This window comes from Aeromonas sp. R5-4 (assembly GCF_040908215.1).
Lineage (GTDB): Bacteria > Pseudomonadota > Gammaproteobacteria > Enterobacterales > Aeromonadaceae > Aeromonas > Aeromonas veronii.
In genome coordinates, this window is record NZ_JBFODG010000026.1 from 1 (window position 1) to 24,941 (window position 24,941).

The window sequence follows — 24,941 nt, forward strand, 5'->3', positions numbered from 1 at the left end:
ATAACACGGTAGGGGTACCGTTTTGTTATCCGGTTTGAAGCCGTATGACCACTCCCTTTTGTGGGCAACTGTCAGGTGAATACCATCTCCATACATAATGTGTCTGTGAGTGCACAGGGGAAAAGAGAAATAAAAAAGCCACACCTGTTGGTGTGGCTTTTGTTTAGGGGGTAAACCCGGGTTGCTTAGGGGCGACCGGCCGGGCAGGTGGCCACGTTGACGGCGGCTGTGCTGCCACCATGACGACCTGATGTGCTCACTTCGTTGCGTACCAGCGGCGGGTAGTTAACCGGCTCACGGGCAGGCAGGGCAGGGGCTTCGGCAGGGGTTGCCATCGGGGCGGATGCTTTGCGGGCACGAGCCAGCAGGCCAGCACCGTGAGCTACCTGTTTGGTCACGACCGAAGTCTCTTCCACCGCAACGGCAGCGACAGGTGCCGGGGCTTCGATAACCGCAACTGGCATTTCGACTGCAGCCGGTACAGCTTCCACAACAGGAGTGTTGAGAGCAGGGGCTTCTTCAACCACCGGAGCAGTTTCAACGACTTCAGTGGCAGCCATGTCGACAGCCGGAGCGGCGACAACGGTAACTTCCGGCTCTACTGCAAGCACAACGTCTGCGACAGCTGCAACAACCGGGCTGGCAGCCACATCAGCTTGAGGTGCTTCAACCTGGGCAGCAGCCTGCTCGGCTGCTTCTTCAGCAACGGCTTCGACAACCACATGCTCGGTCAGTGCCGCAGAGGCTTGCAGGGCAGCAGCGACGGCTTCAGCGCTCGGGATGGTAACAACAGGCACTACCGGCTCTTCAACCTGCGCTTTGGCAATATCTGCCTGGGCTGCGGTGGTCAGAGTGGTGGTCTCTTGCTGTTCTTCATCACGTTGGCTGCGGGCATCTTCGTTGATGCGCTTGCGGCGCTGACCTTCGATACGCTGGCTGCGCGGAGTGCGGCGTGAGCGGCGCTGGCCTTCACTCTGCTCTTCCTGCTCGTTACCCACGGTAGCATCGATCACTTCAGTTTGCGCTGGTACTTCGTCGACCGGCAGGGCAGGGGTGTCAGCAGCGGCGACATCGACACGGATCTGCTTGCGCAGTTGACGACGTTCGCGGCGCTCGGCCACTTTCTGCTCTTTCTCCTGACGTGGCTGGACGGCAGCTGCATCAACGCCGTCGACCGCTTCAACAACGACTTCGGCACGCGGCTCACGGGGAGCACGAGGTTCACGGGCTGGACGTGGCGCACGTTCCTGGCGCGGCTCGCGAGGTTCGCGCTCCTGACGGGGTTCACGTTCCATGCGCTGTTCGCTACGCACCTCACCACGGGCTTCACGCTCCTGACGAGGCTCGCGTTCTTTGCGGGGACGGCGATTGCGGTTTTCACCGGCTTCGCGGTTGCCACCTTCACGCTTCTCGCCAGCTTCCGCATTGTTGCGGTTGCCACGATTGTCGTCTCGACGAGGACGCTGCCCACGGCCACGACCTTCTTCGCGCTGGTGACGTTGACCTTCATCCTTGCGTGCTTCACGAGCTGCAGGTTTCTCGGCGGGCGCTTTCACGTCGGCAGGGGCTGCATCGCTGCTGAACAGGCCGGTAATGCCTTTGATCAGCTTGCTGAAGAAGCCGACTTCGGCAGGGGCCGCAGCAACGGGAGCCGCCGGCTGTTGCGGTGCAACAGGGGCCGGTTGTGCCGGTTGGGCAAAGCCTTGTAGCAGCGGTTGCTCACGCTCGATCACCTGAGCTTGCTTCGGTTGGTAGACCGGCTTGGCAATCTCGGTTTTCAGCTCGTAGCTGGCCGCTTCCGGGATCTCGTTCTGACGAATGCGGGTCACTTCGTAGTGCGGAGTTTCCAGATGCTGGTTCGGAATGATGTAAACACGCACATCATTGCGCTGTTCCAGACTGGCGATGGCAGCACGCTTCTCGTTAAGCAGATAGGCAGCAACATCCACCGGCACTTGGCCGTGAACCTGCTCGGTGTTGTCCTTCATGGCCTCTTCTTCGATGAGACGCAGGATGGACAGGGCAAGAGATTCGTTGTCACGGATCACGCCTTGACCCTGGCAACGGGGGCAGATATGGCTGCTGGATTCGTTGAGGGAGGGGCGCAGACGCTGGCGAGACATCTCCAGCAGACCGAAACGGGAGATCCGACCCAGCTGGATGCGGGCACGATCCTGATGAACCGCTTCACGCAGACGGTTTTCCACTTCGCGCTGATGGCGAACCGGCGTCATGTCGATGAAGTCGATTACGATCAGTCCCCCTAAGTCGCGCAGACGCAATTGACGGGCAATTTCGTCGGCGGCTTCCAGGTTGGTTTGCAGCGCAGTCTCTTCGATATCGCCGCCCTTGGTGGCGCGGGAGGAGTTGATATCGATGGAGGTCAGTGCTTCGGTCGGATCGATAACGATGCTGCCGCCGGAGGGGAGGCGCACTTCACGCTGGAAGGCTGATTCGATCTGGCTCTCAATCTGGAAGTGGTTGAACAGGGCAACTTCACCCTTGTACAGCTTCACGCGGTTGAGGAAATCGGGACGTACCAGCTCGATATGGGCCTTGGCGCGTTCGAAAATCACCGGATTGTCGATCAAAATCTCGCCCACATCGCGACGCAGATAGTCACGGATGGCACGCACGATGACGTTGCTTTCCTGGTGGATCAGCACCGGCGCAACGCGCTCCTGAGAGGCTTTGTGGATGGAGTCCCAGTGGTTGAGCAGAACGTTCAGATCCCATTCCAGCTCTTCTGGCGACTTGCCCACACCGGCGGTACGTACGATCAGGCCCATGCCTTCCGGCACGGTCAATCCGCTCAGGGCTTCTTTCAGTTCAGTCCGCTCATCACCCTCGATGCGGCGGGAGATACCACCGGCACGGGGGTTGTTGGGCATCAGTACCAGGTAGCTACCTGCCAGGCTGATAAAGGTGGTGAGGGCTGCACCCTTGGTGCCACGCTCTTCCTTGTCGATCTGGACAATAACTTCCTGACCTTCGCGGACCACTTCTTTGATGTTGGGACGACCCTGATAGGAGTAACCGGAGGGGAAGTAATTGCGGGCGATCTCCTTCAACGGCAGGAAACCGTGGCGCTCGGCGCCGTAATCAACAAAAGCAGCTTCAAGGCTGGGTTCTACGCGGGTGATCTTACCCTTGTAAATGTTCGCTTTCTTCTGCTCGTGTCCCGGACTTTCAATATCCAAATCGTAGAGCTGTTGTCCGTCAACCAGCGCTACGCGCAACTCCTCTTCTTGAGTTGCGTTGATAAGCATTCTTTTCATTGAGTTCTCATTATTGTGTCATTTTGATTTCCTCCATCTGGGTCCTGCCAGCGCCGGCCTCGGGTCTTCAGCATACTGGGGCAACCTCCCGGCTGGGGTATGCATGAGGCGCAAACTAAGGGCGTTCTGGTCATCACTTCTCGAGAAGGAATGAATAAGGATGCCGAAATGGAGACAAATAAACGGTGATGTTTGTGTTCTCCATGCGTTGTACCTCGCACCCGGGAACCGTCATGTTCTTGTATACACGGTGTTTCGGGATTGGGTGGCATACTTTTTGGCCACTTAGTACAAGGCTTGAACACAATGACAAAACCTTGTTTATTATCCCATTTAAACCTCTTTTATAGCAAGGCGCCATTTTTCAACAAACCATGCAGCCAAGGGGCGCTGGCAGTGTTAAAATCCGCGCCATGACACAGATACAACAACAAGTGCAGCTGCTCACCATCGAAGCTGAGCATGACGGGCAGCGCATCGACAATTTTCTCAAGACTCAGCTAAAGGGCGTCCCCAAGAGCCTGATCTATCGCATCCTTCGTAAAGGCGAAGTGCGAGTAAACAAAAAGCGCATCAAACCGGAGTACAAACTCTGCGCAGGTGATGAGGTACGGGTGCCCCCCGTGCGCGTTGCCGAGAAGAATGAGCTGCCTTCGGCAAACCTCGGGGTTATCCAGCGTCTGGAGAGCCAGATCCTGTTCGAAGACGATGCCATGATCGTGCTGAACAAGCCCTCCGGCATGGCAGTACACGGTGGCAGCGGCCTGAGTTTTGGCGTTATCGAGGGGTTGCGCGCCCTGCGTCCAGAAGCCCGTTTCCTCGAATTGGTTCATCGACTGGATCGCGACACCTCAGGTGTATTGCTGGTTGCCAAAAAACGCAGCGCCCTGCGCAGCTTGCATGAGCAGTTACGCGTCAAGACCATGCGCAAGCAGTATCTGGCGCTGGTGCGTGGCAAGTGGCAGGCTCACGTCAAGGTGGTCAATGCGCCGCTACGCAAGAACGATCTGCAATCCGGTGAACGGGTTGTGCGGGTCAGCGCCGATGGCAAGCCCTCCGAAACCCGGTTCCGCATCGTGCGTCAATTTGCCGAAGCGACCCTGGTCGAGTGCAGCCCCATCACCGGTCGTACCCACCAGATCCGGGTGCACACCCTGCATGCCGGTCACCCGATCGCCTGTGACGATAAGTACGGTGAAGCGGCGTTTGACGAGAAAATGCGCAGCCAAGGGCTGAAACGGCTCTTTTTGCATGCCTGGAAGCTCAGCTTCACCCATCCGGCCGATGGTCGCGAGATGCAGGTAGAAGCGCCGCTGGCACCTGAACTCGACAACTTCCTCAACGGCTTGCCACGCTGATGCAGGATATCCGGCTCGCCATTTTCGATTGGGACGGTACCCTGATGGATTCGGTGGGCCGGATTGTGACCTGTGTACAAGGTGCCGCCAGAGATTGTGAGCTGGCGGTTCCTGCTCCAGCCCAGATCCGGCAGATCATCGGATTGAGCCTCGATGTCGCCATGTCCCGCTTGTTCCCCTTATGCAGTGGCAGTGGCGCCACCAGCGGTGAGCGCCAGATTACCGCACTCATCGATCGCTATCGTCATCACTATCTGCACGACGCGACCCCCAGCCCGCTGTTTGCCGGGGCTGGGGAGTTGCTGCATGACTGGCAGTCACGAGGGCTGCAACTGGCCGTCGCTACCGGCAAATCACGCCGCGGGCTGGATCGGGTATTGGATGAAACCGGGCTACGCCCGTTGTTTGTGACCAGCCGAGGGGCCGATGAGGCCCGCTCCAAGCCTGATCCGCTGATGCTTGAGCAGATCCTGGACGAGTTGGAGCTGTCACCCCGTCAGGCCGTAATGATCGGCGACTCTGTTCACGATATGGCGATGGCCGAGGCAATTGCCATGCCGCGCATTGGCGTTACTTGGGGTGTAGATAGCCGCGATGCCCTCAGTCGCCACGGACCTTTAGCTGTGGTGGACTCCATGACGGCTCTTCACGCGCTGTTGTAGACGCCTTTCTTTTAAGAGACATCAATCTGATTGATAACAGAAGCCCGGTGTATTGACCGGGCTTTTTATATGCTCGATCTAGCTTATCTATTCGTCCGCGATCAGGGCAGGGCAATACCGTGGCGCTCCAGCAGCTCGATCAGGCCGATCAGCGGCAGACCGATCAAGGTGTTAGGATCGCGCCCTTCCAGCCCCTTGAACAGCACGATCCCCATCCCTTCGCATTTGAAACTGCCCGCACAATCGAGGGGCAGTTCAGCCTCTACATAGCGGCGAATGGCGGATTCGTCGAGATCGCGAAAGTGGACCGTAAATGGTTCAATCAATTGATGAATCTCATTGGTTGCAGCGTTAAGTACGCACAGCCCGGTGTAAAAGGTGACGCTGCGACCTTGAGCCGCCATCAGCTGGGCGATGGCATTGTCGATGGTGCCCGGTTTGCCGAGGGTGTGATTATCGCAGACACACACCTGATCAGATCCGATGATCAAGCCGTGATCACGTTGCCCGGCGATGGCATCAGCCTTGGCACGAGCCAGTCTGGCCACCAGCGCCTCGGCGGATTCGCCAGCCAGTGGTCGCTCATCCACATCGGGGGCGGCACATTCAAAGGGGAGACCGAGCTTCTCCAGCAGGGCTTTGCGATAGCGAGAAGTTGAGGCGAGGATCAGATTCTGTGGCATAATCAGGTACCGATGAAAGCAAGTACCAGCATTCTAGGGACTTGTGACGTTAAAATCATCGGCGGTAAGGACTTTTTCCTTTGACTATCAGTTGTTGGACCTATATTATTCGCGCCCTATGCAAAAGGTGAAGTTGCCCGTTAAGGTTGATCCAGTCCGTAGTGCCTTGAAGCTGCTCGATTACATCGGGATAGTGGAAAAGTCGCAGATGCCCAGGCTGGAGGAATCAACCGCTGGCTTGCAGAGTGATATCGATGTATCACTGCACTTTGGCAAAGATGTCCAGAAGTTGACCGTTATGAAAGGCACTGCCCATGCCAAGGTTGACCTGGTTTGCCAACGTTGCGGAGAGACATTCGAACACCTCTGTGAAGCTGAATTTATCTACACTCCGCTGTTCGAAAGAACAAACGAGGAAGAACTGCCGGAAGCTTATGAGCCCATTGAGTTGGACGAAAACGGCGAGATAGATCTTCATCAAATCCTGGAGGATGAACTCATCCTCTCGTTGCCTCAAGTCGCAATGCATTCTCTGGATGCATGCCCGAGAGGAAACATGGAGATGACCTGGGGTGAAATCGAACCTGCTGATGAGCGGCCGAATCCCTTTGCAGTTCTTGAAGAGCTTAAACGTAAGTGAATTTAGGAGTTAGCCTACAATGGCCGTACAACAGAACCGTAAAACCCGTGCCAAGCGTGGCATGCGTCGTTCCCACGATGCGCTGACCACCGCTGCCCTGACTGTTGATCAGACCAGTGGCGAAATTCATCGTCGTCACCACGTGACTGCCGATGGTTTCTACCGCGGTAAAAAGGTAATCGCTTAAGGATTGCCTTTGTCTACGCAAACTGTCGCGCTAGACATCATGGGGGGAGATATTGGCCCCTCGGAAACAGTGCCTGCCGCCGTGCAGGCACTGTCTCTTTTACCCCAGCTAAAACTGATCCTGGTCGGCGACCAGCACCAGACCTCTTCTTTGCTGCAGCAACATGGCTTGCTGAATCATCCCCGCGTTCGTTTCGTGCATGCATCCCAGGTGGTTGGCATGGGCGATAAACCGATCGTGGCGTTGCGAACTCTGAAAGACTCCTCCATGCGGGTGGTACTCAATCTGGTGAAAGCCGGTGAGGCCGAGGCCTGCGTCAGTGCCGGCAACACAGGTGCGCTGATGGCGATGGCCAAGTGCGTGCTCAAATCCCTGCCAGGGGTAGACAGACCTGCCCTTATCAAGGCGCTGCCGACATTGAGCGGCAAACGTACCGTGATGCTGGATCTAGGCGCCAACGTCAGTTGCGATGCGGATACCTTGCTGCAGTTTGCGGTGATGGGCTCCGTCGTGGCCGAAAAGGTAGAAGGCATTGCATCCCCCCGTGTTGCCTTGCTCAACATCGGTGAGGAGGAGATCAAGGGCAATGATCTGGTGCGCCACAGCGCCGAATTGTTGCGTCAGTGCCACGCGCTCAATTATGTCGGGTTCGTCGAAGGGGATCGCATCTTCAGCGGCGACTGCGATGTGATCGTCTGCGACGGTTTTGTCGGCAATGTCGCCCTCAAGACGGCCGAGGGGGTGGTGCGGATGATGGCCCAGCTGGCCGGATATCCCCGCAAGAAACGCACTCTTCTTGGCCGGATCGCCGGATTTATGTTCAAACGGCGTTTTTCTTACCTGAACCCCGACCAGTATAACGGGGCAAGTCTGTTAGGATTGCGCGGCATTGTGGTAAAAAGTCATGGGCGGGCCGAAAGGCGCGCTCTGTGTAATGCGATCCTGCTGGCCGCACAAGAGGCCAAACATCAACTTCCACTGCAAATAGCAGATCGCCTTGAAGCTGTCTTCTCTGACAGGGATCTATAAGAACTCTATGCATAGCAAAATTCTGGGTACTGGCAGCTACCTGCCGAGTTCAGTGCGTACCAACGCCGATCTCGAGCAGATGGTTGAGACCAGTGATGAGTGGATCGTGGAACGCACCGGTATCCGTGAGCGCCGTATTGCCGGTGCTGACGAGACCGTTGCCACCCTCTCTTACCAGGCCGCCCTGCGTGCCCTGGATGCAGCAGGTCTGACCGCTGCCGATCTCGATATGATAGTGCTGGCGACCACCAGTGCTGAAAATGCCTTCCCGGCTGCTGCCTGCGAGCTGCAGGGGCTGCTCGGCGTACCGGGCATTCCTGCCTTTGACGTGGCTGCAGCCTGCGCAGGTTTCACTTATGCGCTCTCCATTGCCGATCAGTTCGTCAAATCCGGCGCCGCCCGCCATGTGCTGGTTGTCGGGGCCGATGTGCTCTCCCGCATGTGCGATCCGCAAGATCGCGGCACCATCATCCTGTTTGGTGACGGGGCAGGGGCCGTGATTGTCGGTGCCAGCGAGACCCCGGGCATCCTCTCTACTCATCTTCATGCCGATGGCCGTTATGGCGAGCTGCTCAAGCTGCCTCATCCCCGTCGCGGCATGCCGGGTGCCGAGCTCGAAGCCTACATGTATATGAAGGGCAACGATGTCTTCAAGGTCGCGGTCACCCGTTTGAGCGAGATCGTCACCGAGACGTTGGCCGCTGCTGGCATCGAACCGAGCGAGTTGGACTGGCTGGTGCCGCATCAGGCCAACTTCCGCATCATCAGTGCCACCGCCAAGAAGCTGGGTATGAGCCTCGATAAAGTGGTGCTGACCCTCGACAAGCACGGCAATACCTCTGCCGCTTCTGTTCCGGTCGCCTTCGACGAAGGGGTGCGGGATGGCCGGATCAAACCGGGTCAGCTGGTACTGCTGGAAGCCTTTGGCGGCGGTTTTGCCTGGGGCTCGGCGCTGGTTCGACTCTGATCTTCGGCGGGATGGTGTCTCCATCATCCCGTCACCGATTTCATTTTTGTCTTATCTAAAAGGAATCAATGATGACCCAATTTGCCATTGCCTTCCCGGGACAAGGTTCCCAGTCCGTTGGCATGCTGGCCGAGCTGGCCGAACAACATGCCGTGATCAAGGAGACCTTCGCCGAGGCGAGTCAGGTGCTGGGTTATGACCTGTTTGCCCTGGTGATGGATGGTCCGGTTGAAGATCTGAACAAAACCTGGCGCACCCAGCCTGCGCTGCTGACAGCCTCTGTCGCCCTGTGGCGCCTGTGGCAACAGCAGGGTGGGGCAACGCCTGCTATGATGGCGGGTCACAGCCTGGGTGAGTACTCCGCGCTGGTTTGCAGCGGCGCACTCGATTTTGCCGATGCGGTCAAACTGGTCGAGCTGCGTGGTCTTGCCATGCAGGAAGCGGTACCGGAAGGCACCGGCGCCATGGCTGCTATCATCGGTCTGGATAACGAATCCATCGCAGCCAACTGCGAAAAAGCGGCACAAGGGCAGGTCGTCTCTCCGGTCAACTTCAACTCCCCGGGCCAGGTGGTTATCGCCGGTCACAAAGAGGCCGTTGAGCGCGCCAACGTGCTGATGAAAGAGTCGGGCGCCAAGCGTGCGCTGCCGCTGCCGGTCTCCGTGCCGTCTCACTGCGCACTGATGAAACCTGCCGCAGAAAAACTGGCAGCTGCGCTGGACGGGATCGAGATCAAGGTTCCAACCATAGCGGTCATCAATAATGTCGACGTATCCTGTGAACAGGATCCGGCCGCCATCAAGCAAGCGCTGGTACGTCAGCTGTTCAGCCCGGTTCGTTGGACCGAGACTGTCGAGCGGATGGCCAATGAGGGCGTTACCCTCGAGATCGAGATGGGACCGGGCAAAGTGTTGACCGGGCTCGCCAAGCGCATCGACAAGCGCGTGGAAGGTATTCACGCCAACGATGCCGCCTCTTTTGAGCAGGCGCTGGCCCAGATCAAGTAAACAGGAGCAAGTGATGAGCTTTACCGATAAGGTTGTGTTGGTGACTGGTGCCAGTCGTGGCATCGGCCGTGCGATTGCCGAAACATTCGTGGCCCGTGGTGCGAAAGTGGTCGGTACGGCGACCAGCGAGAGCGGTGCCGAGGCGATCAGCGCCTATCTGGGCGAGAATGGTTGCGGCATGGCACTGAACGTGACCAGCCAGGAATCCATCGAAGCCGTCTTCGCCGCCATCAAGGCGCGCTTTGGCGACATCGACATCCTGATCAACAACGCGGGTATCACCCGTGACAACCTGTTGATGCGGATGAAAGATGACGAGTGGAACGAGATCATCGATACGAATCTGACCTCGCTTTACCGTCTGAGCAAACCGGTGTTGCGTGCCATGATGAAGAAACGTCATGGTCGCATCATCAGCATTGGCTCCGTGGTGGGAACCATGGGCAATGCCGGTCAGGTCAACTATGCTGCCGCCAAGGCCGGTCTGGTTGGTTTTACCAAATCGTTGGCGCGGGAAGTGGCATCCCGTGGTATCACAGTGAACGCGGTTGCTCCTGGTTTCATCGAAACCGACATGACCCGTGCCCTGAATGACGATCAACGTGCCGGCATCATGAGTCAGGTGCCTGCCGCCCGTTTGGGTGACCCAAAAGAAATTGCCGCAGCTGTGGTATTCTTGGCTTCTGATGAAGCAGCCTATATCACTGGCGAAACCCTGCATGTTAATGGCGGGATGTACATGGTGTAATCAATTTGTCGTAAGATCTGTTCAAATTTGCGATAGTACGCCGAAGTTTGGCACATTTCGTGGTTTGACCAGCGGCAAGCTACTTGCAAACTCACGTCAATTGAATAAACTACCCCAACCAGACGCAAATAGCGTATTTTTAAAGGAAAATTCAGGTCATGAGCAACATCGAAGAACGCGTAAAGAAAATCATCATCGAACAACTGGGTGTTAAAGAGGAAGACGTTAAGAACGCTGCCTCCTTCGTCGACGACCTGGGCGCTGACTCTTTGGATACCGTTGAACTGGTAATGGCGCTGGAAGAAGAATTCGATACCGAAATTCCTGATGAAGAAGCCGAGAAGATCACCACTGTTCAAGCGGCTATCGACTACATCACCGCTAATCAGGAATAAGTTCCTGTTCTGAAAGAAGCGGCCCAAGGGCCGCTTCTTTTGTATTTGTTCCCTTTCAAAACACCTCTCGGAGACTACCTCAGTGTCAAAACGCAGAGTCGTGGTGACCGGCTTGGGGATGCTTTCCCCGGTGGGTAACACTGCCGAATCCAGCTGGCAAGCACTGCTCAACGGGCAGAGCGGCATTTCCCTTATCGAACACTTTGATGCCAGCGAGTTTGCAACCCGCTTCGCAGGTCTGGTCAAGGATTTCGATCCAGAGCAGTACGGTATCAACCGTAAAGACGCTCGCAAGATGGATCTCTTCATTCAATACGGCATCGCGGCCGGTATGCAGGCGCTGGATGATTCCGGCCTGACCATCAATGAAGAGAATGCCGAACGTGTCGGCGTGGCGATTGGCTCCGGTATCGGCGGTCTGGGTCTGATTGAACAGAACCACGAAAGCTTGGTCAATGGTGGCCCGCGCAAGATCAGTCCCTTCTTCGTTCCGTCCACCATCATCAATATGGTGTCCGGTCATCTCTCCATCATGAAAGGTCTGCAAGGGCCGAACATCGCCGTGACGACCGCCTGTACCACTGGTACCCATGCCATCGGCATGGCTGGCCGGATGATCGCTTACGGTGATGCCGACGTGATGGTCGCCGGCGGTGCCGAGAAAGCTTCCACCGCGATGGGGATGGGTGGTTTTGCTGCCGCCAAGGCACTCTCCAACCGCAACGACGAGCCGCAAAAAGCGAGCCGTCCGTGGGATAAGGATCGCGACGGTTTTGTGCTGGGTGACGGTGCCGGTGTCCTGGTACTGGAAGAGTACGAACACGCCAAGGCCCGTGGCGCCAAGATCTACGCCGAGCTGGTCGGTTTTGGCATGAGCGGTGACGCGTACCACATGACTGCGCCTCCCGCAGATGGCAACGGTGGCGCTCGTGCCATGAAAAATGCTATCAAGGATGCCGGCATTGCCCCCGAGCAGATTGGTTACATCAACGCGCACGGTACCTCCACCCCGCTGGGTGATGTGGCCGAGCTGCGTGGCATGAAGTCGGTGTTTGGTGAGCACGCTAAATCCCTGATGGTCAGCTCCACCAAGTCCATGACCGGTCACCTGTTGGGCGCCGCCGGTGCCATCGAGGCGATCATCACTGTGTTGGCCCTGCGTGATCAGGTGGCTCCGCCCACCATCAACCTGGACAACCCGGATGATGAGTGCGATCTGGATCTGGTACCCCATGTGGCCAAGCCAGGCAGCTTCGAGTACGCCCTTTCCAACTCGTTTGGTTTTGGCGGCACCAATGGCTCACTGATCTTCAAACGCGTATAATTTGCCGCAGGGCAAAGACACAGGCCCGATACTGCCGGTATCGGGCCTTTTTTATCGGAGGGATCCCTTTGCTTATCAATGGAATGAAGCTTGATACCATCTCGGCCCATGATCGGGGGCTGGCCTATGGTGACGGTCATTTCACCACCATGGCGGTCAGGGAGGGTCGCGTGTTGCAGTGGCCTGCGCATCTGGCACGGTTGCAGCTGGCCAACAACCGGCTGGGATTGGTTGAACCGGACTGGGATCTCTTGACCCGGGAGGTTGAAGAGATGGTGGCCGACCAGCCACAATGCGTGGCCAAGGTGATCCTGACCCGCGGCGAGGGGGGGCGGGGCTATGACGGCAGCGGATGTCAGCACACAACCCGGATTGTCACTCTGGCGCCATTTCCCACTCACTATGGCCAGTGGCAACAGGAGGGGATCGAGATGGTGGTGTGCCGCCAGCGGATCGGCGATGCCCCCATGCTGGCCGGGCTAAAAACCTTGAATCGTCTGGAGCAGGTATTGCTGAAAAGCGAACTTGTCAGCCGAAATGCAGTCGAAGGGATAGTGCTTAACAGTCGTGGTTTTCTGATTGAAGGGGTCAGTGCCAATCTGTTTTGGCGTCGGGGCAAGACGGTGTTTACGCCCGATCTCGCCTGCGGTGGTGTCGATGGTATCATGCGCCGCCAGGTGATGGCGATGTTGAAACAGATGAGTATTGAGTTGCGTGTGGTAGAGGCTCCGCTGGAGTCACTATGGCAGGCTGAAGAGGTGTGGCTCACCAATACCCTGATGGGGGTCGTGCCTGTCAATGGCATCGAGGATATTCACTATCCCCCAGCGGTATTGAGTCGCCGTTTACAGGAGCGTTTGGTCATTGAAGTTTAATCGGCTTTACACCCTGCTCGCGGGGGCGGCACTGACGGTAGCCGCTGCCGGGGGCTATGTACATTACAAATGGCAACAGGTAGAGACGCTCACCAACAAGGGGCCGACCCGGCTCTTTACGGTGGAGAAGGGCGCCCATGCGGCGCGCCTCATCGCCGAACTGGGGGAGGGGGAAACCAGCCCCTGGGCGGTGCGGCTCTGGCTGCGTGGCCATCCCGAACTGGTAGCGATCAAGTCGGGCACCTACGAAATCAAAGAAGGGGCTCCCCTCAAGGAGACCCTCTCTCTGTTCGCATCGGGCAAGGAGTTTCATTTCAGCCTCACCTTCGTCGAAGGTTCCCGCTTCGAGGATTGGCAGAAGCAGCTCTCCAGCGCCCCATATCTTGAGCGGTTGACCGTCGAGCAATCCGAAGCCGACCTGGCGCAGGAACTCGGCATCGAGAATGGTAAGCTGGAGGGGTGGTTTCTGCCGGAAACCTACGCCTATACCACCCATGCCAGCGATCTCTCGATCTTGCGTCGTGCCCATCAGGATATGGAGACTTTCCTGCAGCAGAGCTGGGAGAAACGTCAGGCCAACCTGCCGTACAAAACGCCCTATGAGGCGCTGATCATGGCCTCCATCATCGAGAAAGAGACCGGCCAGCCGGACGAGCGGGCGCAGATCGCCTCGGTGTTTGTCAATCGTCTGCGTCTGGGCATGAAGTTGCAAACCGATCCCACCGTCATTTACGGGGTGAAAGATCGCTATGATGGCAACATTCGCCGCAGCGATCTGACCGACAAGAACCCCTACAACACCTATGTGATCGATGGTCTGCCGCCCACGCCTATTGCCATGCCGGGCAAGGCCTCCATCGAAGCTGCGCTTAACCCCAAATCGACCGACTATCTCTATTTTGTCGCCAAGGGGGGCGGTGCCCACTATTTCTCCAAGACCCTCGACGAACACAATCGGGCGGTTCGCGAATACATATTGAAGAAACCTTAATGTCTAAATTTATTGTGATCGAAGGATTGGAAGGGGCAGGGAAGAGCTCGGCCGTGCGTTATGTGACCGACTATCTGCAGCGCCACGGCATCAACCGGATCGAGTGCACCCGCGAGCCGGGTGGTACACCGCTGGCCGAGCGGATGCGGGCCATCGTCAAAGAGGTGCACGACGAGCGACTCACCATCGAGGCGGAACTGCTGCTGATGTACGCCTCCCGGGTACAACTGGTGGAGACCCGCATCAAGCCGGCACTGGCCAACGGTGTCTGGGTGGTGGGAGATCGCCACGATCTCTCCTCCCAGGCCTATCAGGGTGGCGGCCGTGGTATCGATGCCCAGCTTATCGGAGCCATCAAGCAGGCGGTGCTCGGCAACTTCAAGCCGGATCTCACCCTCTATCTCGATATCGATCCCGCCCTTGGCTTGCAGCGCGCCCGCCATCGTGGCGAGCTGGATCGCATCGAACTGGAGCAACTGAGCTTCTTCGAGCGTACCCGAACTCGTTATCTCGAACTGGCCGCCAAGGATGATTCCATTGTGGTGATCGATGCGGCGCAAACGCCGGAACAGGTCAAAGCTGCCATCGAGCGTGCATTGGATCACTATCTGTCGAACGAGCCGCTATGTATCCCTGGCTGATCCCCGACTGGCATGCCCTGAGCCAGACGGCCCAGTCCGGTCGTCTAGGCCACGCTTGGTTGTTGCTCGGCGATCCCGGGCTTGGCAAGGAGCAGCTGGCCGAGCGGCTGGCGCGTTTACACCTTTGCCAGCAACCGGATCGCGGAGAGCCGTGCGGCCACTGCCACTCTTGCCAGCTGTTTGACAAGGGCAACCACCCGGATCTCGGCACCATAACGCGCGACAGCAAGACCATCGGGGTGGAGGCCATTCGCGAGATCTGCACCCGGCTGCAGGGCTCTGCCCAGCTCGGCCGTGGCAAGGTGGTGATCATTCCAGATGCGGAGCGGATGACCGAATCGGCGGCCAATGCCCTGCTGAAAACCCTGGAAGAGCCGGCCGGCGACAGCCTGCTGATCCTCATCGCCTCCCAGGTTTCCCGGTTGCTTCCCACCATTCTCAGTCGCTGTCACAAACATGTCTGCCAGTTGCCAGCAGAAGGTGAGACGGTGCGCTGGTTGGCCGAGCAGGGTCATCAGGCCACTCTGGCTCAGGTGCGGATCTGTCAGGGGGCTCCGCTGCGGGTACTCGACTATATCGAGCAGCAACAGGACGGTACTCGTCGCGAACTGCTGGAACAGTTTGTCGCCCTGAGTCAAAGTCCGGTCAAGGCGACGGCTTTGTGCAGCCAGCTTGGTCAGGAGACGCAGGTCAGGTTGCACTGGTTGCAGCTCTTCTTGTGCGATGCCCTGAAAACCCAGGCCGGATGTGGTCACCATCAGTTGGCAATGCCGGATCTGGCAATCTTGAGTCAGCGGTTGGCGGAGCAGCACTCCAGCGAAAAATTGCTGGAAGCAGAACAAGGTCTGGTTGCCCTCAAGGCCGCTTGCCAGCCGGGGCAGCTCTCCAATCCCACCATCCATTTGATGAACTGGCTCAGTCGCTGGTTATAAGTACCGACAAGCAGAAAGGTTGTATATGTTACTCGTTGATTCCCACTGTCATCTCGATCGCCTCAGCTATGGCAGCAAGCAGACCAGCATGGCCGATGTACTTGCCAAGGCCGCGAAACTGGACGTGGGATATTTTCTCTGTGTCAGTGTGACTCAGGCACAGTTCCCGACCATGCTCGAGGCGATCGCTCCCTATCCCCAGGTATTTGCCTCTTGCGGGGTACATCCGCTCAATCAGGAACCCGGTGTCGATGCCGAGTTGCTGCTCAAGCAAGCTGCCGATCCACGTGTGGTGGCCATCGGTGAGACCGGTCTCGATTACTTTTACTCCCCCGAGAACAAGGAAGTGCAGCAAGCCTCTTTCCGTGAACATATCCGGGTTGCCCGCGCGCTGAACAAGCCGCTGATCATCCATACCCGCGATGCCCAACAGGATACCTTGCAGATCATGCGTGAAGAGGGAGCAGATCAGGTCGGCGGTGTGCTGCACTGCTTCACCGAGTCTCTCGAGATGGCGCAAGCGGCGATGGCAATGGGGTTCTATATCTCCATCTCCGGGATCGCCACCTTCAAAAATGCGTCTGCACTGCAAGAGGTGGTCAAGGCACTTCCCCTCGACAGATTGCTGGTCGAAACCGACTCGCCCTATCTTGCCCCCGTGCCGCATCGGGGGAGGGAGAACGAACCCGCCTTTGTGCGAGACGTTGCGCAGTTTATTGCCGATCTGCGTCAGATTCCGCTTAATGAATTGGCAGAAGCCACCAGCCAGAATTTCTTTGCACTATTCAAACTGGCGAAAAAATAATCCCAAAGCCCCGTTGCTCGGGGCTTTTATATTTTTCAAATACCAAGCTGATTACCCACCTGAATATAAACACCGAGCTGCGTTATCTCTCACGTTTTCCTACCAATTTTACTTTTTCGTTTCTGCTAAACCTGGTTGAATGATATTCCGATGTTTCTTTTGTTCAGCGTGGTCAAAGGGTATTGAAATAAGATGTCCTAAGTATCGATAATATTCATTATCGATACTTGATGTGTGTGGAAGATCCTGTAAGATCCTCTCAAACTTCATATGAATCATAGAGTTCTGTGACATACCCAACCTTGTCCAATCCGGCTCATCAGTCACTGCAGACTGTTTTCGATGCGCAGCTAAATAGTCGGGCACGCCGCTTTTTGCGCAGTGCAAAAGCGGATTCCACCCTCAATGCCTATCAGGCGGATACCCGTATTTTTGTCTTCTGGTGCCAATTGCACGGGCTGGATCCACTGCAAACCACCCATCACGACATCATGAATTTTCTCGCAGATCAGGCTGACGGCGTATTGGCCGACTGGGTATGGCTGGATAAAGAGGAGGGAAAAGGGGAGCTGCGCAACGGTGAACCTCGTAAACCGGCAACCCTGGTGAGACGGCTTGCCGGGATCCGTTATGCCTTCAAGCAGAAAGGAATTCACCCCTTGCCCACCGAACATCCCGAAATCAAGGAGATGATGCGCGGTATTGTCAGGTTGGGTGATAACCGCAAGCGCAAAACCGGTGCCCTGACGCTGCAGCCTTTGACCCAGGTGCTGGATGGCATCGACACCAGTGACCTCGCGGGTTTGCGTGATCACACCCTGCTACTGCTGATGTTCAGTGGCGCCTTGCGTCGTTCGGAAGCGGCCCGAATTGAGGTGAGCGATCTCGATTTTGTGGGGCAGGGGATCCGCCTTCGCCTCAAACCGAGCAAACATCAGCTGCATGAAACCGAGATCGCCCTGATCCCGGGCAAACACTATTGCCCCGTGTCGGCACTGCAAAAATGGCTACACAAAAGCCGGATCAGCGAGGGGCCGCTGTTTCGACGCATGAATCGTTGGGGGCAACTGATGGCCGAACCGCTCGGCCCTCAGGGCATCAATTTGATGATCAAGCGGCGAACCGGTCAAACCATTGACGATCTCTACGTCAGTGGCCATAGCCTGCGCCGTGGATTTATCACCTCGGCGGTGACTGCCGGCAAGCCGATGAACAAGATCATCGAGGTGACGCGCCACAAGGATATGCGAACCCTGCAGGAGTACTTCGATGACGCCCATAAATTTTCCGATCATGCCCTTGATGGCTTGCTTTGACACAACTGCGTCACTTCATTTTTTATGTTAAATGATATCTTGTTGATCTGATGATATATTTGCCGTGCAGCCAGTAGCCCAAAGGGGAAGGGCCATCTTCCTATGGATAATGGCATGTGATGAGAGATAACAAATCCGGAAATGGAACATCGCAAGGACATATGAGCCAAGAAATGACAGTGCGTGAAGAGCAAGAGGCGGTGCCCCAAAACAATGCCGAGCGGCAGCGCCAACATGTAAAACGCAAGCAGGAGACCCATACCCGGCTGCAATGCTGGATCAGCAATCGCCACGCCGAACGATTGGCTGCTCTGGGTCTTCATCTCGAAGACAGTCAGGCATCACTCATCGAGCAGGCGATCGATCTGCTCTACCAACATGAGCTGGGTAGAGAACCTCCGTTTGAAAACAGAGTCGCCACACAGGTCGAAGAGACAGTTGAATAGACACAAGAGTGAAGAAACGGCGATACATGAAGAGATAAAAAAAGCCAGGTACGAATTCCTTGTACCTGGCATAGGGGAATTGGCTCCTTGCAGAGCCGTGCGCTAACTGGTGTTCGGATTGCCTTAAGCTTAGACAAGGCTCAAGGCTTTTCAAGATCCGAAGAAAAGTTCAACCAGAGTGTGGGTATTTCAGACTCGTTCAAGTGCTTATGCACCGAACGGCCCACTACGCATTGAACAGATTGTTGTCACGCACCAGCTCGCGGGGGAGGGCATTCTTGACCCGACTACCCACCCATTTCCCCATCCCCAGGGTATGTCCCTGATAGCGGACGATCACCTCGCCAGTGCCCGCATCCTGTTCTGGCCAGACGTCCCGCCCCATCATGAATTCCCGCGCATTGGCGCTATCAAGCTCAACCACGCCCTTGCTCGCTTTATCGCCATAGGCCAGTGCCCACTCATGAGTTAGGCGATAACCTTTCTTGAAGGTCTCGGCCAACTTGATGCCGATGCGATCGAAGCGCAGCTTGCCCTGCACCTGATCAAACAGCTGGGGGAAGAGCCAGATCTCGTCATTGCGGCCAAACAGTTGACCCTGCGGTGCCACCCCGAAGTTGGCTTCGATCTCGCGCAACATGGGTTCCGCCTCTTTGGCAGGAAGCGGCGCAAAAGGGAATTTACCCAGCTTGCCAGGCTTGAACATGGTGTTGGGCACCGAGTGATGCTTGCGCAATCTGGCGACGAAAAAGCCTTCACTATCGAAGATCTGGGGCCAAACGTGCAGGTATCCTTCGTATGTACAGGCCTGCTCTGCATGGGGGAACAGGTCTGCCAGCGAGTCAAAACTCAAGGCATCGCCAAACTTGTCCAGCAGGGATTGGCAGACCGCCTGATTCTCCTGTTCACTCAAGGTACAGGTGGAGTAGACCAGTACGCCACCCGGTTTCAAGGCATGGAAGGCACTCTCCAGCAGCCCCTGCTGCACCGCCGCGATCTCGTCGATGCTCTCGATACTCCAGTTGCGCAGTGCATCTTCATCCTTGCGCACCGTACCTTCACCGGAGCAGGGGGCATCGAGCAGGATGGCGTCGAAGGTCTCCGGCAACCACTGGCCAAATACCTTGGCATCAAAATGGGTCATCCCCACATTGGTCACGCCGCAGCGCTGGATATTGGCGCTAAGCACTTTCAACCGGCTGCTGGAAAACTCGTTGGCAACCAGCATTCCCTGATTGTTCATCAGAGCCGCGATCTGGGTGGTCTTGGAGCCGGGGGCCGCCGCCGCATCCAGCAACATGCCATCCGCTTTGATCTTGTCGCTGGCAAAGAGTGCCGTCACCGGCAGCATGGAGCTCGCTTCCTGAATGTAGAAGAGCCCGCTCAAGTGCTCGGCGGTGTTGCCAAGGGGGACAGTTTCATCGCTGCGGGTCAGCCAGAAGCCGGTATCACACCAGGGCACAGGGTCGAGCTGCCAACCCAGTGGCTCCATCAGGGCGACGAAATCCGAGACGGCTATCTTCAAGGTGTTGACCCGAATGCTGCGGCGCAGCGGACGTCGACAACTGGCCACAAAGTCTTCCATCGAGAGATGGGCCGGCATGATGGCCGCAATGTGGCGTAAAAAGTAATCGGGAAGGAAGGTGTTGTCGTGCACTGTGCCGTCTCGTTGACCGAAAAAGAGGGGCGATATCCTACCACAAGGCTAAGAATATTCTGAATCTGAACCCTATCAACAAGCACCGGAATATAAAAAAGCCCGGCACAGTGCCGGGCTTTGATGAGATACAAAGGGAAGAGATCAGGGTTGGATACGCGGACTCCACTCCAGCCACTCTTTCTCGGCCTTGCCGTAGAGCGGATAGCTGTGTCCTGCCTTGACGGTTGGACCCATTTCTCTCTCCGGCGTATTGAAAGCAATGCCGCCAGCCAGCAGGCTCTGCACCGTCTCCACTTCGATGGTGCCGCCGGTCAGCCCGATATCCGCCTTGACCCCGGAGACATTCCAGAAACGGGAGTTGGCCCGCACCAAATGGGCATACTCCTGATCCACGTTAACGTCGATCAGCACCTCGCTACCATCCCGAGCCAGCGCCACCTTGGTGACACTGCCCACAACCATCTTGCGAAACAGCAGCGGGCTGCCGACGCTAAGGCCATTGACGGAGGGGCTCTTGAGGGTCAGGGCCAGACCCACCGGGCCGACCTGACTCAAGGGGAAGCGATTTTTGCCAGCGCCTTTACCGGGTTGTGCCTCTACAAACGCCCCCTTGATCAGGGTGTCGAGGTGAGCGACACCGCCCAGCCCCAGCTTGGCCTGCACCAGAGTAAAGCGGGCACCGGACTGCAGGAAACGCTCGGCATAGTGGCCATCTAGTTCGGCCTTAAAGATCACCTGACCCAGAGACGGCTCCAGCTCGATCTCTTCAATTTTGCCGATATCGACCCCACGATAGCGGATCGGGCTGCCAATCCCGAGCCCCGGATTGCTCTCTGCCACCAGTGACAGCTGGCGCACCTTGGCCTTGGCTTGCTCCCTGGAATCGAACAGTTGATGGCTGCTGCGGCCATTGGCCAACCGATCGAACTCGATGGCGCCGCGCAGCAGGGTACCGAGGTTGCCCACCTTGACCTGCACCCCATCGACCCGCACCTTGGTGTCGATGGCCGGTTTTTTCCAGAATTGGGGTTGCTGGGCGAGGAGGGGAGCATAGACTCCATCAATCTCGAGTTCGATCTCGACCCCCTCTTTGGCGGCGCGCAGCTGTTTGACCTTGCCCGCTTCCAGCCCCAGATAAAGCACTGGCGAGCCAATGCCAATGCCATCGGCCTGATCTGCTTTGAGCAACCAGCGCTGCGGCTTGGCATCACGGGTGCCGAGCAGTGCCAGCTCCTGACTCGGGTAGAGACGATTAATCCGCTCGCCACTGCTGGCTTGCACCAGCTTGATCCCGCCCCCCAGCCAGGCACTGGCCGGACTGGTTTCTACTTTGATGCCACTCAGATCGGCATCAATCTGCAACGGGGCGGCGCGATAGAAGCGAGCACGATTGAGCAGATGGCCATAATTTGGCGCCATCACCAGCTCGATGCTGGCATTGCCACGCGTATCCAGGATGAGCTGGCTGATGCGGCCTACCTGCAATCCCTTGTACCAGATAGGTGCATCCTGATTGAGCCCCGCCAGATCGTCGGCCTGCAGCGTCACTTTGGTGCCGCTCTGGGGGGCGCGATCGGTCAGGGTCATCTTCTGTGCCGGTTTGCCCACCACATAGTCGAGACGAATGGCAGGGCCTGAGAGCAGGCGATCTGCATGCTGCACGCCGGTCGCGGAGAGGGAGACGCTCTCCCACACCAGTTGACTCTTGTCGGTAATGCGATAAGCCTGCTCCGGGTTGATCAGCGCTGTGACCATCCGGCCTTTATCGGTAAGCCGAATGGGGTCGATACGACCGATCTCGATCCCCTCATAGAGGATGGGCATCCCCTCCTTGACCGGAAGATCGCCAGCCGCAATGTCGATACGCTCGCCGCGCGCCGCTTCCGCCAGCCCTTTATAAAGGACGAAAGTCTGTCCCTTCTCAGGTTCCGGTGAATCTTTGGGCGAGTCAAAGGCAATGCCGCCACTCAGGATGGAGGTGAGGCTGCCAGCCTCCACGCTCACCCCGGCCAGACTGAAGGAGCCCTTGATGCCGCTGATATTCCAGAAGCGGGTATCGGCTTTGACCAGATGTTCGAAACGTGGCTCGATCACCAGATCCAGAATGACGTTCTGGTTGTCCTGACCCAGACGGGTATTGATGACGCTGCCCACCTCGATACCGCGGAAATAGAGCTTGGCGCCAATCCCAACCGAACCCAGCGAATCGGCGGTCAGGTGCAGCATGCGCCCCTGAGCCTGATAGCCGGGAGGAGGGCCCTCCAGTGCATCGAAGGTCTCCTCCAGCGGATTGCTTTCACGCCCCGGTTGCAGGTTGATGTAGTTGCCGGAGACCAGGGTATCGAGGCCGGAGATCTCGGTGAGCGACGCCTTGGGGCTCACCAGCCAGAAGTCGGATCCCTTGCGGATAAGCGGTCTGGCACGGCTGTCAATCTTGGCCATCACCGCAATCTTGCGGCCATCTTCAGCCAGCTCCAGCTCTTGCACCACGCCGATGGCCACCCCCTGATAACGAACCTGGGTTTTACCCGGCAAGATGCCGTTGCCCTGGGCAAAGTTGATCTGGATAAGCTGGCCACGGCTCAATACCTGCTGATAGAGAAAGCCACCCGCCAGCAGCAGGGCTATCAGGGGTAACAGCCAGACCGGCGATAACCAGCGACGCTTTTCGATGACGGGTTCAGCCCCGATCATAGTGACTCCTTATTGGCTGGATTAAACAGCACATCAGACTAAAACAGAGAAATCATCAACGGGCCGCCTTGTCCCACAGTAAACGGGTATCGAGCATGCGGGCCGACATCATGGTCAGCACCACCACACCGGCAAAGGCGGTGGCTCCGGGGCCTGCGCGGACACTCAGCAGCACACCCCGATCGACCAGCGCCACCATTAGCGAAATCACGAACAGGTCCAGCATCGACCAGCGACCGATAAAATCGATCACCCGATACATCACCAGCTGGCGCTTGCGCCGCACCGGTTTGGCCCGCTGCAACTGCCAGCAGATCCAGCCCAGCCCCAATATTTTGCCCACTGGCACCAGTATGCTGGCGGTGAGGACTATGGTGGCAATCCCGCTCATTTTGCTGCGATAGAGCATCATGATACCGCTGAAGATGGTATCTGACTGTAGCAACCCCTTGTTGTAGAAGTGGGTGATGGGCAGCAGATTGGCTGGCAGCAACATGAAGGTGGCAAGCGCCAGCAAGCCCCACGACCAGGCAAGGGAGCGGGGGATGCGCACCTGCAGCTTGCTGCTGCAACGGGGGCAGACAGCCCCGGCTTGATAGCGCACCAGCAGACCGCAGGTATGGCAGCGGCAGAGCCCCATCTCACGGGCGCTGGTCATGTTCCGGCTCCTTTAACGGGATCCGCGCCCAGTAGGGGGCGGGGTCAAACAGGATCAGCAGGGTCATGTTGAGCAGCATCAAAATACCGAGGCTGAGCAACCCGCCACCGAGGCGCACATCGGCGATGTCGATCAGTTTGAACAGGGCAACCAGCAGGCTGACGATATAGACCTCCAGCATGGCCCAGTGGCGAAACACCTCGACCAGCTTCAAAGTGACGGGAAGAATGTGCCAACGTTTGGCCAGACCCGAAGCCAGCACAAAGATCCCCGCCAATAATCCCACTGGCGCCAACACGGCGCACCAGAGCACCAGGCTGGCCACCCACCATTCGCCCTCGCCAAACAGCACCAGAATACCGCGCAGCAGGTCGGCGTCGGTATTGACCCCAGCCAGGCGCAGATAGATCAGCGGTTCAAAAAAGGCGGAGGGCAGCAGCAGAAATCCGGTGATGGTCAGGGCCATCAACTGGGAGGGACGAAAGGCATAACGGCCATAGAGATGTTGGTGACAACGCGGGCAGTGGGCATGGCGACGCAGCGGCAGTGCTTTGCGCTGGATCAGCAAGTCGCACGCCGGACAGACAATCACGGAACCGGGCTCCATCATACAATTCAACCTGTTGAAGGAATTGGTGAAATTTACCCTAAAACCGGTTTCCTGTCTTGCCTGCGGCCAGAATGTTACGAAAGTATAATTGACGTTAACGTAAACGTGATATTAGATAGCCAGACTAGACAGGTGAAAGGAGTCATGATGTCCAGTTTGTCCCCCTCGGCAGGCCTGCGCTTTCGCACCGCCCTTGCCAATGAACATCCCCTGCAGATCGTCGGCACCATCAATGCCTATATGGCGCTGATGGCCGAGCGCAGCGGTTTTCAAGCTATTTATCTTTCAGGTGCCGGAGTGGCCAATGCCTCCTACGGCTTGCCGGATCTCGGTATGACCTCCCTCAACGACGTGCTGATCGATGCCGAACGGATAACTGCTGCGACCCGTGTGCCGCTGTTGGTCGATATCGATACCGGCTGGGGCGGGGCATTCAATATCGCCCGCACCATTCGCGCGTTCGAGCGAGCCGGGGTTGCCGCCGTCCATATGGAAGATCAGGTGGCCCAAAAGCGCTGCGGCCACCGTCCCAACAAGGCGGTGGTCACGCTGGAGGAGATGTGCGATCGCATCAAGGCAGCAGTGGATGCCCGCGAGAATAGCGAGTTCGTCATTATGGCCCGCACCGATGCACTGGCGGTGGAGGGGATGGAGTCTGCTCTTGAACGCACCGCTGCCTATGTGGCCGCCGGTGCCGACATGATCTTCGCCGAAGCGGTGACCGAGCTTGCCCAGTACGACCAGTTCAAGCTGGCGGCCAAAGTGCCGATCCTCGCCAACATGACCGAGTTCGGCAAAACCGAGCTGTTTGACAAAGAGCAACTGGCCGCCTACGGGGTCGACATGGTGCTCTACCCCTTAAGTGCCAACCGAGCAGCCAATCAGGCCGCCCTCAACGTCTATCACCATATTCGCCAGGATGGCCATCAACGGGCCGTCGTGGAGACCATGCAGACCCGGGAGTCGCTCTACGACTTCCTCGGATATCACCACTACGAGCAGACACTGGATCGTCTGTTTACAGCCAAGGAATAG

The 24,941-nt window shown here is 57.4% G+C and carries 24 protein-coding genes; 18 read left to right on the top strand and 6 right to left on the bottom strand.

Translation table 11 applies throughout. From position 1 onward, the window contains the following. Positions 1 to 185: 185 nt before the first annotated feature. A complete protein-coding gene (gene rne, locus AB5Y83_RS12470) occupies positions 186 to 3,278 on the bottom strand; it encodes a ribonuclease E (protein ID WP_368175263.1) in 3,093 nt (1,030 codons plus the stop codon). Between the two features lie 413 nt (positions 3,279 to 3,691). Here rne and rluC point away from each other — a divergent pair, with 413 nt between their 5' ends. Beyond that, positions 3,692 to 4,636, top strand: coding sequence for a 23S rRNA pseudouridine(955/2504/2580) synthase RluC (gene rluC, locus AB5Y83_RS12475; protein WP_005351815.1), 945 nt, complete (start codon positions 3,692 to 3,694; stop codon positions 4,634 to 4,636). After that, positions 4,636 to 5,298: an HAD-IA family hydrolase gene (locus tag AB5Y83_RS12480; protein ID WP_279487703.1), complete on the top strand. Its 663-nt coding sequence runs from the start codon at positions 4,636 to 4,638 to the stop codon at positions 5,296 to 5,298. Before rluC ends, AB5Y83_RS12480 begins: the two co-directional genes overlap by 1 nt. A gap of 101 nt (positions 5,299 to 5,399) precedes the next feature. Here the strand turns inward: AB5Y83_RS12480 and AB5Y83_RS12485 are convergent, their stop codons facing one another. Continuing rightward, a complete protein-coding gene (locus AB5Y83_RS12485; protein ID WP_279487702.1) occupies positions 5,400 to 5,981 on the bottom strand; it encodes a Maf family protein in 582 nt (193 codons plus the stop codon). Positions 5,982 to 6,099: 118 nt separating this feature from the next. Here AB5Y83_RS12485 and yceD point away from each other — a divergent pair, with 118 nt between their 5' ends. From yceD to AB5Y83_RS12560, 15 genes are all read left to right on the top strand, one after another. Then, entirely contained in the window at positions 6,100 to 6,621 is a 522-nt protein-coding gene (yceD, locus tag AB5Y83_RS12490) for a 23S rRNA accumulation protein YceD (protein ID WP_013723766.1), read from the top strand. 19 nt (positions 6,622 to 6,640) lie between these two features. Then, positions 6,641 to 6,808 carry a 50S ribosomal protein L32 gene (rpmF, locus tag AB5Y83_RS12495; protein ID WP_005300935.1) on the top strand — a complete coding sequence of 56 codons (168 nt, stop codon included), beginning with the start codon at positions 6,641 to 6,643 and terminating at the stop codon, positions 6,806 to 6,808. A gap of 9 nt (positions 6,809 to 6,817) precedes the next feature. Continuing rightward, positions 6,818 to 7,837 (top strand): phosphate acyltransferase PlsX, encoded by a 1,020-nt coding sequence (gene plsX / locus AB5Y83_RS12500; protein ID WP_368175264.1) that lies wholly within the window; start codon positions 6,818 to 6,820, stop codon positions 7,835 to 7,837. A 7-nt stretch (positions 7,838 to 7,844) separates the two neighbouring features. Continuing rightward, positions 7,845 to 8,804 carry a beta-ketoacyl-ACP synthase III gene (locus AB5Y83_RS12505; protein ID WP_040065495.1) on the top strand — a complete coding sequence of 320 codons (960 nt, stop codon included), beginning with the start codon at positions 7,845 to 7,847 and terminating at the stop codon, positions 8,802 to 8,804. Positions 8,805 to 8,875: 71 nt separating this feature from the next. Further along, positions 8,876 to 9,811: an ACP S-malonyltransferase gene (gene fabD, locus AB5Y83_RS12510; protein WP_005333161.1), complete on the top strand. Its 936-nt coding sequence runs from the start codon at positions 8,876 to 8,878 to the stop codon at positions 9,809 to 9,811. Between the two features lie 13 nt (positions 9,812 to 9,824). Then, a complete protein-coding gene (gene fabG / locus AB5Y83_RS12515; RefSeq protein ID WP_005333159.1) occupies positions 9,825 to 10,559 on the top strand; it encodes a 3-oxoacyl-ACP reductase FabG in 735 nt (244 codons plus the stop codon). A 158-nt stretch (positions 10,560 to 10,717) separates the two neighbouring features. Continuing rightward, on the top strand, positions 10,718 to 10,954 hold the full coding sequence (gene acpP, locus AB5Y83_RS12520) for an acyl carrier protein (protein ID WP_005300909.1): 237 nt from the start codon (positions 10,718 to 10,720) through the stop codon (positions 10,952 to 10,954). Between the two features lie 82 nt (positions 10,955 to 11,036). Then, entirely contained in the window at positions 11,037 to 12,278 is a 1,242-nt protein-coding gene (gene fabF, locus AB5Y83_RS12525) for a beta-ketoacyl-ACP synthase II (RefSeq protein ID WP_005360452.1), read from the top strand. A 68-nt stretch (positions 12,279 to 12,346) separates the two neighbouring features. Beyond that, positions 12,347 to 13,153: an aminodeoxychorismate lyase gene (pabC, locus tag AB5Y83_RS12530; protein ID WP_279487698.1), complete on the top strand. Its 807-nt coding sequence runs from the start codon at positions 12,347 to 12,349 to the stop codon at positions 13,151 to 13,153. Beyond that, positions 13,143 to 14,144, top strand: coding sequence for an endolytic transglycosylase MltG (gene mltG, locus AB5Y83_RS12535; RefSeq protein WP_279487697.1), 1,002 nt, complete (start codon positions 13,143 to 13,145; stop codon positions 14,142 to 14,144). Before pabC ends, mltG begins: the two co-directional genes overlap by 11 nt. After that, on the top strand, positions 14,144 to 14,785 hold the full coding sequence (gene tmk, locus AB5Y83_RS12540; RefSeq protein ID WP_107682947.1) for a dTMP kinase: 642 nt from the start codon (positions 14,144 to 14,146) through the stop codon (positions 14,783 to 14,785). Before mltG ends, tmk begins: the two co-directional genes overlap by 1 nt. Beyond that, positions 14,770 to 15,717, top strand: coding sequence for a DNA polymerase III subunit delta' (gene holB, locus AB5Y83_RS12545; protein WP_279487696.1), 948 nt, complete (start codon positions 14,770 to 14,772; stop codon positions 15,715 to 15,717). The genes tmk and holB overlap by 16 nt, the downstream gene beginning before the upstream one ends. Positions 15,718 to 15,742: 25 nt before the next feature. After that, positions 15,743 to 16,522, top strand: a complete 780-nt coding sequence (locus AB5Y83_RS12550; RefSeq protein WP_252412058.1) for a TatD family hydrolase — start codon at positions 15,743 to 15,745, stop codon at positions 16,520 to 16,522. Positions 16,523 to 16,809: 287 nt separating this feature from the next. After that, entirely contained in the window at positions 16,810 to 17,838 is a 1,029-nt protein-coding gene (locus AB5Y83_RS12555) for a site-specific integrase (RefSeq protein WP_100653772.1), read from the top strand. A gap of 161 nt (positions 17,839 to 17,999) precedes the next feature. Then, positions 18,000 to 18,284 (top strand): RepB family protein, encoded by a 285-nt coding sequence (locus AB5Y83_RS12560; RefSeq protein ID WP_100653771.1) that lies wholly within the window; start codon positions 18,000 to 18,002, stop codon positions 18,282 to 18,284. A gap of 226 nt (positions 18,285 to 18,510) precedes the next feature. Here AB5Y83_RS12560 and rsmF read toward each other — a convergent pair whose 3' ends face one another. From rsmF to AB5Y83_RS12580, 4 genes are all read right to left on the bottom strand, one after another. Beyond that, complete coding sequence (gene rsmF / locus AB5Y83_RS12565) at positions 18,511 to 19,941, bottom strand: 16S rRNA (cytosine(1407)-C(5))-methyltransferase RsmF (RefSeq protein ID WP_111901111.1); 1,431 nt, start codon at positions 19,939 to 19,941, stop codon at positions 18,511 to 18,513. A 144-nt stretch (positions 19,942 to 20,085) separates the two neighbouring features. Continuing rightward, positions 20,086 to 22,638: an MlaD family protein gene (locus AB5Y83_RS12570; RefSeq protein ID WP_368175265.1), complete on the bottom strand. Its 2,553-nt coding sequence runs from the start codon at positions 22,636 to 22,638 to the stop codon at positions 20,086 to 20,088. Positions 22,639 to 22,693: 55 nt separating this feature from the next. Then, a complete protein-coding gene (locus tag AB5Y83_RS12575; RefSeq protein WP_005333132.1) occupies positions 22,694 to 23,296 on the bottom strand; it encodes a paraquat-inducible protein A in 603 nt (200 codons plus the stop codon). Continuing rightward, positions 23,280 to 23,906, bottom strand: a complete 627-nt coding sequence (locus AB5Y83_RS12580) for a paraquat-inducible protein A (RefSeq protein ID WP_005345516.1) — start codon at positions 23,904 to 23,906, stop codon at positions 23,280 to 23,282. Before AB5Y83_RS12580 ends, AB5Y83_RS12575 begins: the two co-directional genes overlap by 17 nt. Positions 23,907 to 24,053: 147 nt before the next feature. Here AB5Y83_RS12580 and prpB point away from each other — a divergent pair, with 147 nt between their 5' ends. Further along, complete coding sequence (gene prpB / locus AB5Y83_RS12585; protein ID WP_042055048.1) at positions 24,054 to 24,941, top strand: methylisocitrate lyase; 888 nt, start codon at positions 24,054 to 24,056, stop codon at positions 24,939 to 24,941.